Annotated in this window: 9 protein-coding genes; 3 read left to right on the top strand and 6 right to left on the bottom strand. The window is 40.0% G+C overall.

What is annotated here, in order from left to right; all coding sequences use genetic code 11:
* Positions 1 to 9: 9 nt before the first annotated feature.
* The 3 genes from BMY21_RS07250 to BMY21_RS07260 are packed head-to-tail and all read left to right on the top strand — an operon-like array spanning position 10 to position 4,441.
* A complete protein-coding gene (locus BMY21_RS07250) occupies positions 10 to 1,020 on the top strand; it encodes an efflux RND transporter periplasmic adaptor subunit (protein WP_074642281.1) in 1,011 nt (336 codons plus the stop codon).
* Complete coding sequence (locus BMY21_RS07255) at positions 1,020 to 4,145, top strand: efflux RND transporter permease subunit (RefSeq protein WP_074642283.1); 3,126 nt, start codon at positions 1,020 to 1,022, stop codon at positions 4,143 to 4,145. The genes BMY21_RS07250 and BMY21_RS07255 overlap by 1 nt, the downstream gene beginning before the upstream one ends.
* Positions 4,145 to 4,441 (top strand): PG0541 family transporter-associated protein, encoded by a 297-nt coding sequence (locus tag BMY21_RS07260; RefSeq protein ID WP_074642284.1) that lies wholly within the window; start codon positions 4,145 to 4,147, stop codon positions 4,439 to 4,441. Before BMY21_RS07255 ends, BMY21_RS07260 begins: the two co-directional genes overlap by 1 nt.
* Here the strand turns inward: BMY21_RS07260 and prmC are convergent.
* The 6 genes from prmC to BMY21_RS07290 form a co-directional block, all read right to left on the bottom strand.
* Positions 4,438 to 5,388 (bottom strand): peptide chain release factor N(5)-glutamine methyltransferase, encoded by a 951-nt coding sequence (gene prmC / locus BMY21_RS07265; RefSeq protein WP_074642286.1) that lies wholly within the window; start codon positions 5,386 to 5,388, stop codon positions 4,438 to 4,440. The genes BMY21_RS07260 and prmC overlap by 4 nt on opposite strands.
* Before the next feature lie 2 nt (positions 5,389 to 5,390).
* Entirely contained in the window at positions 5,391 to 6,473 is a 1,083-nt protein-coding gene (gene prfA, locus BMY21_RS07270; protein WP_074642288.1) for a peptide chain release factor 1, read from the bottom strand.
* A gap of 512 nt (positions 6,474 to 6,985) precedes the next feature.
* Entirely contained in the window at positions 6,986 to 10,558 is a 3,573-nt protein-coding gene (locus BMY21_RS07275) for a hypothetical protein (RefSeq protein WP_074642290.1), read from the bottom strand.
* An 87-nt stretch (positions 10,559 to 10,645) separates the two neighbouring features.
* Complete coding sequence (locus BMY21_RS07280) at positions 10,646 to 10,795, bottom strand: FeoB-associated Cys-rich membrane protein (RefSeq protein ID WP_074642292.1); 150 nt, start codon at positions 10,793 to 10,795, stop codon at positions 10,646 to 10,648.
* Positions 10,796 to 10,833: 38 nt separating this feature from the next.
* Positions 10,834 to 13,179, bottom strand: coding sequence for a ferrous iron transporter B (feoB, locus tag BMY21_RS07285; RefSeq protein WP_074642294.1), 2,346 nt, complete (start codon positions 13,177 to 13,179; stop codon positions 10,834 to 10,836).
* Between the two features lie 22 nt (positions 13,180 to 13,201).
* Complete coding sequence (locus BMY21_RS07290; protein WP_074642296.1) at positions 13,202 to 13,420, bottom strand: FeoA family protein; 219 nt, start codon at positions 13,418 to 13,420, stop codon at positions 13,202 to 13,204.
* Positions 13,421 to 13,435: the final 15 nt, after the last annotated feature.

Genomic DNA, 13,435 nt, shown 5'->3' on the forward strand with positions numbered 1-13,435 from the left:
GAGGTATATATGGACAGGAAAAAAACTACAACTACGGCAATTATTCTGATTGCCATTCTTGCTGTTACAGCTGGTGCAGTATTTTTTATTACGCGATCAGCAAAAAATAAAAACGCTGCGCCAGGCGGCTTCGGCGGTTTTGGAGGCCGTGGCCCACAGACAGCAACTGCCGTTCGTACTACAGTAGCAAAGAATCAGACAATTACAGATTTCGTTTATACAAACGGTGAAATTGAAACTCAGAAATCAATTGAAGTTTTTCCTTCTATAGGTGGTAAGGTTGTAGAGATGCTGGTTTCTCTAGGCTCTTCAGTAAAGCAGGGCGACATTATTGCTTATATCGACCCGTCTGAACCTGGAAGTTATTATGCAAAGAGCCCGGTAACAGCTCCAATCGACGGAAGTATCATTACCTCTCCTGTAAAAATCGGCCAGAAGGTTAGTGCCAATTCAGTAATCACAAAAATAGGTGATATCAACAATCTTCAGATTACAGCAAAGGTTCCGGAGCGATATGTTGCAGATATCGCAATCGGTCAGAAGGCAGAAATCACACTTCAGGCTTATGGCGAAGAAAAGTTTATTGCTTCAGTTGTTCGTATTTCTCCAGTTGTAGATCCTGCTACCCGTACAAAAGAAATCATTTTGAATTTTGATAAAAAATATGACAAGGTTAATGCCGGTATGTTTGCCCGCGTTAAGCTTTTTACTGTTGATTTTGGAGGTTATCCGGTTATTCCTCAGGATGCCTTTGTTGAAAACAGTGATGAATATTATCTGTATGTTGTAAAAGATGACAGCACTGTTACAAAGCGCAAGGTAACCCGTGGAAAAAATATCGACGGTTACAATCAGGTTACTGATGGTCTTGCTGCCGGTGAAGTTGTTGTTCTTGAAGGTATGCTTTCACTTTATGAAGGTGCAAAAGTTCGTGATATCAGCGGCAACGTGGAGTTTGTAGAAGCACCACCTGCAGATAAAGGTGATGAAAAAGGTCCAAAGCCAGAGGGTAAAAAATAATGAGTTTAAGCAGAAAAACACTTGAACATCCGGTATTGATTCTGATTGTTTTTGCTCTGCTTGGAATGATTGGTATTTTTACCCTGAGCAATGTAGCAACTGCACTTATGCCGGAAATCGAAAATCCTTCTCTTTCAATCAATACATCTTATCCAAACGCAGACCCGGAGTCTGTTGAAAAGTCTATTACAAAGATGATTGAAAGTGCTGTTATGAGCGTAAACGGTCTTAAGAATCTTACATCAACTTCGAATGAAGGTTCTTCCAATGTTTCACTTGAGTTTGAATATGGAACAGATTTGACGGCGGCAATGAATGATGTCCGCGATAAGCTTGATAGAGTAAAGCGAGGTCTTCCTGATAATGCGGGAACTCCTACAATTTTCCGCTTCACTGGAGACAGCGGCGAAATCATGCGAATCCTTATCCGTGGTAACCGTTCTGTAGATGACTTAAAATCAATTGCCGAGAGCAATGTAGTAAGTATTCTTGAACAGGCTGATGGTGTAGGTGAAGCTGAAGTTTATGGTGGACGTTCTGCACAGGTAAATGTAAAACTTGATCAGAACAGAATGGCTGCTTACGGCTTTACAGTTCCAACTGTTACAGGTGCTCTTTCAAAACAGAATCTTGAACTTGGTGGTGGTAAGGTTCAGGAAGGACACAGAAACTATATTGTTCGAACAACTGGTGAATATACAAGCCTTGATGAAATTAATGATACTGTAATTTCTATTATCAACGGTTATGCAATCAGACTTCGAGATATAGGTGAAGCAACAATCGGTTACAGCGATACAACACAGGAATCGTTCATCAATGGTGAAAAAGGTGTTTACATCAGTGTTACAAAGCAGTCAGATGCAAACTCTGTAACTGTAGCAAATAATGTTTATAAAAAGATTGATCAGGCAGAGCAGAATCTTCCGCCGGATGTTACTCTTGAAATCATTCAGGATTCAACAGACGCTATCCGCGAAACAATCAATACTTTGATTACTTCTGCCTGGCAGGGACTTATTCTTGCAGTTATCATTCTGTTTATCTTCCTTCAGAACTTTAAGTCAACAATTATCATTTCGATTTCCATTCCGCTTTCAATCATCATTACTCTTTTTGCAATGAGTATGTTTGGACTTACATTAAATATGATGACCCTTACAGGTCTGATTCTTGGTGTAGGTATGATTGTAGATGCATCTATCGTAATGATTGATAATATTTATGCTTACCGGCAGCGTGGTGCTAAACCTCGTACTTCTGCAATTCTTGGTTCACAGGAAATGCTGATGTCGGTAACATCAGGAAACCTTACAACAATCTGTGTATTCCTTCCATTTATCTTCTTTATTAAAGATTTAGGATTTATGGGACAGATGTTTAAGGCTGCAATTTTTACAATTGTAATTGCTCTTGTTTCTTCTCTACTGGTTGCTATTTTCCTTGTTCCTGTACTGGCAGGAAAATTCTTTCCTCTTTCAAACAGAAATGAAAAGCCTGTTACAAATCCTGTGCTGAAAAGACTATACGGATTTTTTGAAGGAATAATTCAGTTCTTTATCCGTTTGTATTCACGCGTATTAAAAGCAGCCCTTGATAACCGTCTGATTACAATTGTTGCTGCTGTCTGTGTACTTGTAATTTCTTTTGCCTTTATTCCGACAATGCAGATTAATCAGATTCCAGCCGGCCGTGATGATCAGGTTCAATTGAATATCAATATGGCAACTGCAACTCCTTTTGAAGAAACAAAAGAGGTCGTTCTTGCACTTGAGGCATATGTTAAAGCCGAATGTAAAGGAATTAAAACTGTAACTACTTCAATTGGTGGTCGTAATACAAACCGCGGTTCCATCACAATTGCTCTTCCGGAAACTGCAAAGCAGATTGATTCAGCTCAGGATATGCAGAATAAGCTCCGTAAGCATTTTGCAGAATTCCCTAGCGCACGTCTTTCCTTCAGCGAAGGTTTCCGTGGTCAGTGGATGGGAAGTAGTGTAGATATCGTTCTTCTTTCAGATGATCTTGATGCGGCTTTGAATACTGCAGAAGAAATCCGTGAAGTTATTTCTGCAAACAAGAAAATCAGCGAGCCTTCTGTAAGTATGGATAAGGGACTTCCTCAGGTTGAAATTGTTATTGACCGTGAACGCGCCTACAACATGGGCGTAGACATTGCAACCGTCGCACGCGAAATCAACTATGCGATTAACGGTTCTACCGCCTGTACTTACAAGAGCAACGGAAAAGATTACAGCGTAGTAGTTGCTTACCGTCCGGAAGATCGCAAGACAATCAACGACCTTGAATCCATTTACGTTCGTGGAAACGGTGGAATGGTCAGCGTTGCAAACTTTGCGTCGATTAAAAAAGGCCTCGGTCCGGTTTCTATCCGTCGGGAAAGCCAGAAGCGAATCATTCACGTTCGTGCAAGCAATCTTACAGAAGAAAACGACAACGTAATTGAAGAAGAAATTAAGGCCGCCATTCAGGAAAATGTTATTATTCCAGATTCAGTTGTAGTTAATTATAAGGGAGCCTGGAAAGAAACAATGAGTCAGTACGGCTTTTATCTTAAGATTGCGATTATGGCAATTCTGCTGGTATTCGGTGTAATGGCTGCAACCTATGAGTCGTTCAAGGCTCCTCTTATCAACCTTGCAACAATGCCTTTTATTATCATTGGTGTAATTCTGATTCATAAGATTATTGGTGAAGCACTTTCATTCATGACAGCAGTTGGTGTTATCATGCTGATTGGTATTGTTGTAAATAACGGTATTATTCTTGTTGACTACACGAATATTCTTGTAGGTCGTGGTGTCGAGCTTAAGAATGCCTGCTTTGAAGCTGGAAAGAGCCGTTTCCGTCCGGTATTGATGACAACCCTTACAACAATTCTTGGTATGCTCCCGATGTGTTTTACAACAGAAGGCCAGTCAAGCATGGTTCGCCCGATTGCGATTGCAGTTGTAGGAGGTTTGATTTCCAGTACGTTTATTACACTGCTGGTAATTCCGGTATTGTACAGCCTGGTAATGAGAAAGCGCGGTGCTCGCCCGGTGGTTGAGCATGTTGAAAACACCGGTGATTACGATAAAAGCCGCTGGGAGGAGGATGAATAATGTCAGAACTTTATCGTGCTGAAATAATTTCGAACCAGTCTGTTCAGGAAGATATTACAGAAGCTCTTGAAAAAGAGATTCCTTCAATTCAATATACCGTAATTCCGGAAATCCACGGCCGCGGTTCTCACACTAAAAAGCTTGGTGACACCATCTGGCCGGAAATGAACTTTGTGCTTTTTTCGTATGTTGAAGAAGCAGATGCCCGCAAAATAAAGGACGTTGTAGAAAAAGTAAAACAGCGCTTCCCGAACGAGGGAATCAGCCTTTTCTTTACAAAAGCTGTTGAGTTCTAATAAAACTCGACTACGCGGAGCTGGCCTTCGAGATCTCTGTGAATCTCCGTATTAAAACCGACTGCCTCCGCAATTGCGGCTGTTGCCTCTGCATTATACTCGCCGGTTTCCATAAGGATTGACCCGCGCGGTGCGAGGTGTGCAGCAGCCTGCGGAATTAAGTTCCGGATTATCGCTAGTCCATCATCGGCAGGCTCGCCGCTGTCATTTGTGGCGCGATCGCCGTCTATTGTTATGTCGCCGTCGAGTGCGAGGCGCGGTTCGCTGCGACCGTCCTGTAAAAGTTCATCCACCATTGTATGCGGAATGTACGGCGGGTTAGAAAGAATCACATCATATTTTATAGCTTCAGAAATTGCATCAAAGAGGTTAGTGCGCACAAAATTAAAGCGGGAGAGAATGAGGGCGGCGTCTGGGCCGGAGCCGAGAAGGGCAGCAACATTTCGTCGTGCAATGTCCAGCGCAGGTTCTGAGATGTCGGCAAGTGTAAACTTTGGCAGCTGTTCAGCCGGAACTCTTTCGTCTTCAAGCAGAGTCTTAGCCACTGCAACTGCAATACAGCCGCTGCCGGTACACATATCACAAACTGTTAAAAGGTTCTCACCGCGTGCATCCATCATCGATAGAATAACGTCTACAGCGCGTTCTACTAAAATCTCTGTGTCAGGCTTTGGAATTAAAACATCCGGAGTTACAATAAAGTCGTAACCGTAAAATTCCTTGTGTCCGGTGATATACGCAATAGGAAGTCCTGTTGCGCGGCGGGCAACAGCATCCCGCAGCCATTCTTCTTTTTCTGCCGGTACTTCGTAGTCGCGCTTTAGTAAGAGTTCTGTTTTTGAAAAACCAAGAGAATCAATTAAAAGAACTTCCGCATCCAGTTTTGCGCTAGGCGAGACTTGCGAAAGTTCTTTTATTATTTGGGTCTTAAGATTCTGGAGTGTCAAAATTATAACTCAGTGATATCCGACTTCAACTGCTCTTCCTTAGCGTAAACGTTCAATGCATCTAGCATATCGTCCATTTCGCCCATCATGAAAGATGGAAGGTTATGAGCCGAATAGTTAATGCGGTGATCAGTTACGCGGTCCTGAGGGAAGTTGTAAGTACGGATCTTTTCAGAGCGGGCACCAGAACCAACCATGCTTGAGCGGGCTGCAGCGCGCTCTTCCTGCTTCTTGCTTTCTTCAAGATCAAAGAGGCGGGCACGGAGTACGCGGAAAGCCTTTTCCTTATTCTTAATCTGAGACTTTTCATCCTGCTGAATAACAACAAGACCAGTCGGAATATGAGTAAGACGAACGGCAGAGTCAGTTGTGTTTACACACTGTCCACCAGGTCCACCGGCACGCATTACGTCAACGCGAACGTCGCCCGGCTTAATTTCAATTTCAGTTTCTTCTGCTTCAGGAAGAACGGCAACAGTTGCAGTAGAAGTCTGCAGACGTCCCTGAGATTCAGTCTGAGGAACACGCTGAACACGGTGAACACCAGATTCCCAGCGAAGAGTACCGTATACAAACTTACCGCTGATAGAAGTTACAATCTTGTTGAAACCACCAACCTCAGTTTCCTGAGCTTCCATAGTTTCAGTTTTCCATCCCTTGCGTTCAGCGAGGTGAGTGTACATTTCCCAAAGGTCGCGTACAAAAAGCGAAGCCTCGTCACCACCTGCAGCCGAACGGATTTCAAGAATAATATTTTTCTCATCAAGAGGATCAGGCGGAACAAGCTTCAGTTTAATATCCTCTTCAAGCTTAGGCTGTCTTTCTTCCAGTTCCTTAAGCTCCTCGCGAGCCATTTCCTTCATCTCGGCATCATCTTCTGCCGTAATCATTTCCTTAGCGTCCTGGATACCGCTCAAAACCTTTTTGTATTCGTCATAAAGTGCACAAACTTCAGTCAGGTATCCGTGCTCACGCATTGTGTCCTTGTATTTCTTCGGGTCCTTTACAAGATTCGGATCCATTACAAGGTCGCTTACAACTTTAAAGCGTTTCTCACATTCATCAAGCTTTTTCAGTAAATCCATAGTGCGAGTATATTACCATAGAAAAGAAAGTGTGAAAAGTCCATCAAAACTTGAAACAAGGGAGGGGGAGGCCCCCTGCGCTCCAAACGCCTCCAGCGTTTTCCGCTACCCCCTATGCGGGGACACCCCGCAACGCCCCGTAATAACCGTGGCCCGCTAAATCCCCGGTTCGCCCAATTCAGCAGGCCTCAGTAGAAGCTTCCCCGCGGCGTGAGCCTGTAAAAAAGAAAGAAATCCAATTTTACAGGCTCACTTCAACATAATATTCCTATTTCTGGCCTGCAAAATCTCCGATTTCGATTTCTTACAGGCTCACCGAGTTCTCAATATCCCCCGAATCCTATTACCCGGCCCCTTCCCACAAAAATACTCAACTTTTCAAGCCTGCAAATAATGAAAAATCCAGAAATTACAGGCTCGCTTCCCAAGTTATCAAAAAAATAAGCCTGCAAAATTACCAGAATCACAATTTTGCAGGCTTACTCCACAGTTTAAACTGTTTATTTCAATTTTTACTTCTGCTTAACCGGAGTCATAATAGTTGTACCATCTACAAAATGGAAGATGGTTGTGTAATAACAACCTTCTGGGATTTCCGTAAGTTCATCATCTGTATAAGAGAAAGTTGTTGTTGTTCCATCATTATACACAAGACCTGTTTCCGCACCACGACCTTCCCAAATGTGAGAATCTTCTGGATTTGAGGTTTCTGTGAGCTTAAATTTTGAATACATTGTATGTGCAAGTACTGGCTTGTCACAGAATATTTGATAGCCGTTGTATGCATTCATTACATTTTTATTGCGGCAAGTGTAGTCATAATCATCGGCACCTCTAAATACAAAGATTGGAGAAAGATATACAGGTAATTGATTAGAACCACTTACATAACCATATTGTGCTTCTATTTTGTAAAATTTATTGACCATATACGAAATTGCATTCTCATTGTTTTCAGTAGTTACTGTATATGTATATGTTTCATCAGTCTGTGTAAGAAGACCAGGTAATTGTTCCCATGACATTTCATCGCCTGTATAAACATCCCATTTATTATATGTTGGATTAAATTTAGAATACAGAATTGAAATATACTCGTTGGTTCCGTCATATGCATCACTAGCGGGTTTTATAGCATCAGAATATTTAGGAATTGTTACAGAGAACAAATCTTTTTTCTCGCATCCTTCAGGTTCTCCATACCAGGCTGGATATTCATAAGTTGTTACAGTCTTCTTTTCATTATATTCTGGTAAGATAGAAAGATAATAACTTCCATACATATATCTGTATTTATAAATGACATTGTTTCCTGCAACATCTTCTAAATAACAGTAAAGATAGAACTTCCCCTGTTCTAGAAAATACATCGGAATTATCAGTCTTGATATGGAATCATCTGTGATATATTTAGAGAACTGCAATGAATACCTTGTATAATTTGCATTTTCAAGTTGCTGTCTGGTTATTTCATTGCCTAAATCAAAAGGAACAAAGTAATAATCAAGTATTTTTACTCTATTAGCTTTGCTAATAAAATAGTTGTAAGTTTCGTTATATGAAGAAGGCTCGTAATCTCCTACTGCATATTTGTTGATTTCAAGGTGATCTTTATAATACCACAAGCGATCTATATCAATAAATGGCGGAATATTATCTGGACCTATATATCTGATTGATTTTGGAGATGATTCTGCGACTATAATTCCATCAGAATTACGAGCAACAAGTGATATTTTATAATTTTCTCCATTGTTGATTTCAATTTCATTTGAAGATGAAAATCCTTCAATTCTTCCACCCTTTGATATTTTAAATAAATATTCATATTCATCATTTGGATATGTTATATCAACTGTGAAACGAACTTTACCTGAGTTTTGTGGAAATTCTATTTTCCCATTTGCAATATTATCATCATTTAGCTCTGGAAATCTGAAATCTGGGAAATCAAAATTGGCGATTTGTGAAGGTACATATATTTTTTCAGTAAAATTATCATAGTTAATTGGACCTTCTTCCCTATATAAGATATAAGGCTTACCATATGCAGAATAAATTCTACCGAAATCGTTTATGGCAACTCTTGCATATGAAATATAATATGTGCATTTTTCCTGATCAAAAGCATCAAAAGTATTTGTTAATCTTTTAAAGGAAATTATTTCAGCTTCTCCATCAGGTTTTTTTCCCATAATACCACGTTCACTTGCAAGGGAAACAGATATATCAGAACTAATTGAATAATCCATTTCTTCTTCTGAGTATTTAAAACTATTAGCGCCCTCTTGTTTATGAGCAGATATACGAGGTCTTTTAGCAATTGCAAACGGATATTCATTTACAATTCCGTTTTCTTCATAAAGTACAACCTTGAATTTAGTTGTTGTATCAGGATCAATTACAAGGTTTTCTATAACTTCATTAATCTTTTGCGTAATAATGTTTTGTGAAATTAACTGATAGCTTGTATCAATATCTGCTTCATCTTTGTTACTTAAGTTCTTTTCTTCAAATAATGTTATATATTCATTACTAGAATTACATTGTTGAATCAGTAACTTGTTACAAAGTGTTTTGTATGTTGAATAAAAATTATCTTCAAAGAAATTGAAATAATGGAAAGAGAACTTACTTTCATATTTTCCAGTAGTTTCATTGTATTGTGGGTAACAATAATCTGTAATGGTGTAACTTGTTCCATTTTCATTTGGTGGATTTTTAAATGAATGAGTTACATCAAGATATCCATACCAGTATAATCTGCGTTTTAAATCAGTATCTTTTATGACATAATATGAAACTGGTTCACTTTCATTTTCTGCCTTATCTACAACTCTTATTTCCAGTTTGTAAAGACCATCATTTGCCGAAGAAGCAAACTTGTAATCAAATGAATATTCGTAAGTATTATCGTCTCCTGATACAGAAACAAATTGGCCTGTGCCGAAGGAATAATCTGCTTCAACTTTCATTGCATCAATGCCACCAGAAGTTTTTTCAAATACTTCATGAACTTTTACACATTTTATTCCGCTGTCTTTATCATAGCCCTGAAGATTTATGTGAAGACTATCAATAATATGATTGCGGCTATAATCGCCATTAAGAAATCTAATGGTGTTAGTATCTTCTTCGTATTCAGGATTTGAAGACCAGTCTCCTATAGGTTTATCAGTTAAAGTTCTATACGACCAGTTTGTTGTATCACTTGTATTAGCAGTTATGATTGTCTTTATTTCAGGTTTTTCATTGTCTACGTTCTGATTAATTCTGTATGTATGAGGCTCAACAGCTTCCAATGCAAAACCATCGACATCTTTTATCTGTGTTGAAATAATGCTTACGATTATATCTTTTGGATTTTGACCGGCTGGTGATAATGGAATTAGATATTTTCCCTTTATTGTTTGGATTGTAATAATTGTATTATTATTGGAAAGTTTTGGAGTCTCAAAATAAGAGTGAGCAGGATTTGAAGAAAAGAGTTCTTCTTCTCCATTTTTAATGGAGATACAGTTTGTATCAAAGGTTTGTGGATCAATTGGTTTATTAAATTCAATTATGATGCTTGTATCTTGTTGGCATCCATCTCGTAAATAAGCTGGAGTAATTTGTTTTACACGTGGAATAAGAAGGCAGACAGGTCTAATTAAAATATCATCAGCTTGTTTTAAAAGTTTAATTCTAATTTTATAAACACCGTTGTTCTTTTCAAGGTCAGTACCAATGTCTGTAAATTCTACATAGTCAGCACGGCTTACACTTTTATCAATTGTGCTTACAGCTTCCAGATGACTGAATACATACGCATTTGTATTTAAAGAAAACTGTATATCAACGGTGTATCCAAGCCTGCAGGATTTTTCGTTTCCTGTAAGAAAATCGCCTTCATCATTTGCTGTTCGGAAAATAAGTGTGCTTGACATAGCATTGTTATAGGCGATTGTATCCTCAATCTGCTGTTTGATATCCTGACTATTAAGAAAATTATCACAGGAAATAAACAGCAGCGATACAACACAAAGAATAAAAAACTTTAATACATTATTAAATCTGGAGTAGTTTTTATACAAATGAATCATAATCCATCTCCCTTAAATGTATATTATGAATAATTTTAACACAGGAAGATGGATTTGTCTTTTTTTTTAATTTAATCTGAAATTATGCTATTTTTTGCAGTGACAAGCTCCGCCACATGAACTGCAACTGCTGCCACATGAACAGTGGCTGCGTCCTGCGCGTTTTGCTTTAACCATTGAGGTTATAACACATGCAACAACAGCAATAAGAATTAAACCAACTATTAATGTACCCATATTATAACCTCCACGTCATTCCGAACTTGTTTCGGGATCTAATTCTTTGCCTTTCTGAATAAAGCGTAGCACAAACTGCCAAGCACTGCAATTGCACAGATAAAGCCTGCAATATTTCCGTTACCAGTGAACATGCTTCCGAACTGGTAAACCATAAACGAAATTACATAAGCAAAACCGCATTGCCAGCCGATTGCTGCCCAAGTCCACTTTCTGCTGTTCATTTCGCGTTTGATAGCACCGATTGCTGCAAAACAAGGAGCACACAAAAGGTTGAAAATCAGGAATGAAAGACCAGCTGGTGCTGTGAAAGCCGCAGCCATGTTAGCCCAGGTTTCTTCTCCACCATAGAGAATACCCATTGTACCAACAATGTTTTCCTTAGCAACAAGACCAGTGATAGAAGCAACGGCAGCCTGCCAGTTACCCCAGCCGATAGGTGCAAAAATCCATGCGATAAGTCCACCAATCTTTGCAAGAATACTTGAATCCATCTGATCTTCTTCAAGCATTCCAAAGCCACCGTCTGCCCATCCAAAGAATGAAAGGAACCAGATAACGATTGTCGAAAGCAAGATAATTGTACCGGCTTTCTTAATGAATGACCATCCTCTTTCCCACATTGAACGAAGAACGTTTGTAACTGTTGGCCAGTGGTAAGCAGGAAGTTCCATAACAAAAGGAGCAACTTCGCCCATAAAAGGCTTTGTCTTTTTCAAGATAATTCCGGAAATGATGATTGCAGCACAACCGATAAAGTAAGCACTTGCTGCAAGCCATGGGCTTCCACCAAACAAAGCACCAACAACAAGTCCGATAAATGGAAGCTTAGCTCCACATGGAATAAAGGTTGTTGTCATGATTGTCATGCGGCGGTCGCGTTCGTTTTCAATTGTACGGCAAGCCATAATTCCAGGAACACCACAACCCATACCAACCAGCATAGGAATGAATGATTTTCCAGAAAGTCCAAAGCGGCGGAATACACGGTCAAGAATAAAGGCAATACGTGCCATGTAACCACAAGCTTCAAGGAAGGCAAGGAAGATAAACAGAACAAGCATCTGCGGAACAAATCCGAGCACTGCACCAACACCGGCAACAATACCGTCAAGAATAAGTCCCTTAAGCCAGTCTGCACAACCGATTGCATCTAAACCGCTTTCAATAAGGACTGGAACACCAGGAACCCATACACCGTAGTCTGCTGGATCAGGTCCCTCTTCACCGTACTTTTCTGCCATTGCTTTTGCTTCTTCTGCAACTTCATCTGTAATTTCAATTGGTTCAGAAACTTCCATAGTTTCTTCATCAACAGTTACATAAGTAACCTCACCGTTTTCAAGAGCTTCAAGAATTGCTGCTGTGTCACCGTATTCTTCGGCTGCTTCTTCGTAAGCCCCTGTACCGATTCCAAACAGGTGATATCCGTCACCAAAGAGTCCGTCGTTTGCCCAGTCTGTTGCTGAGACACCAACGGTTACCATTGCAACGTAGTAAACAAACCACATTATAACCGCAAAGATTGGGAGAGCAAGCCAGCGGTTTGTAACAACGCGGTCAATCTTATCTGAAGTGCTGAGCTTAGTGCGGTTCTTTTTTGTTACGCAGTTTTTTATGATTGATTCAATATACTTATAGCGTTCAGCAGTGATGATAGATTCTGAATCATCATCAAGTTCTGCCTCACACGCTTTGATATCTTTTTCAATATGATCGAGTTTTGAAGGTTCAATTCCAAGAGCTTTGATAACCTTTTCATCACGTTCAAAAAGTTTTACTGAGTACCAGCGGTGCTGTTCTTCCGGAAGATTGTGAACGATTGCTTCTTCAATGTGAGCAAGAGCATGTTCAACGCAGCCTTCAAAGCGGTGCTTGTACAGCATAGGTTTCTTTTCCATTGCCTTATTCAAAGCAATTTCTGCCGCTTCAATACAGCCGGTTCCCTTAAGAGCTGAAATCTCAAGTACAGGACATCCGAGCTCCTTTGACATTGCATCAACGTGAATCTTGTCGCCGTTCTTCTTTACAACGTCCATCATGTTTACAGCAACAACCATTGGAATACCGAGCTCTGCAAGTTGAGTTGTCAGATATAGGTTTCGCTCAAGGTTTGTTCCATCAACAATATTCAAGATTGCATCAGGGCGTTCTTTTACAAGATAGTCGCGCGATACAACTTCTTCGAGTGTATATGGAGAAAGCGAGTAGATGCCGGGAAGGTCTGTGATTACAACATCATCCTTGTGGCCCTTAAGCTTTCCTTCTTTTTTTTCTACAGTTACTCCAGGCCAGTTTCCAACAAACTGATTTGAGCCTGTGAGCGCATTAAATAATGTGGTTTTTCCCGCATTCGGGTTTCCTGCTAAAGCTATTTTTATCATTGTCGTGTTTCCTCCGGTCGTCCTATTTCAACTGAATGAGTTCTGCGTCGGCCTTGCGAATTGAGAGTTCGTAGCCGCGAACTGTAACTTCTACCGGGTCTCCAAGTGGAGCAACCTTGCGCACATAAATCTCTGTACCCTTTGTAATTCCCATGTCCATAATGCGGCGCTTTACCGCACCTTCGCCAAGCAGCTTTTCAACAGTAACTGTCTGGCCTGTTTTTACATCCCTTAAAGTCATATTTATTCTCCTATA

The sequence above is a fragment of the Treponema bryantii genome (genome assembly GCF_900111035.1).
GTDB classification, from domain to species: domain Bacteria; phylum Spirochaetota; class Spirochaetia; order Treponematales; family Treponemataceae; genus Treponema_D; species Treponema_D bryantii_C.

Excerpts from the sequence above, each read along its gene's own strand:
- prfA (WP_074642288.1), bottom strand. The coding sequence starts at position 6,473 with ATGGATTTACTGAAAAAGCTTGATGAATGTGAGAAACGCTTTAAAGTT.
- BMY21_RS07260 (WP_074642284.1), top strand. The coding sequence starts at position 4,145 with ATGTCAGAACTTTATCGTGCTGAAATAATTTCGAACCAGTCTGTTCAG.
- BMY21_RS07250 (WP_074642281.1), top strand. The coding sequence starts at position 10 with ATGGACAGGAAAAAAACTACAACTACGGCAATTATTCTGATTGCCATT.
- BMY21_RS07280 (WP_074642292.1), bottom strand. The coding sequence starts at position 10,795 with ATGGGTACATTAATAGTTGGTTTAATTCTTATTGCTGTTGTTGCATGT.
- BMY21_RS07275 (WP_074642290.1), bottom strand. The coding sequence starts at position 10,558 with ATGATTCATTTGTATAAAAACTACTCCAGATTTAATAATGTATTAAAG.
- feoB (WP_074642294.1), bottom strand. The coding sequence starts at position 13,179 with ATGATAAAAATAGCTTTAGCAGGAAACCCGAATGCGGGAAAAACCACA.
- BMY21_RS07255 (WP_074642283.1), top strand. The coding sequence starts at position 1,020 with ATGAGTTTAAGCAGAAAAACACTTGAACATCCGGTATTGATTCTGATT.
- BMY21_RS07290 (WP_074642296.1), bottom strand. The coding sequence starts at position 13,420 with ATGACTTTAAGGGATGTAAAAACAGGCCAGACAGTTACTGTTGAAAAG.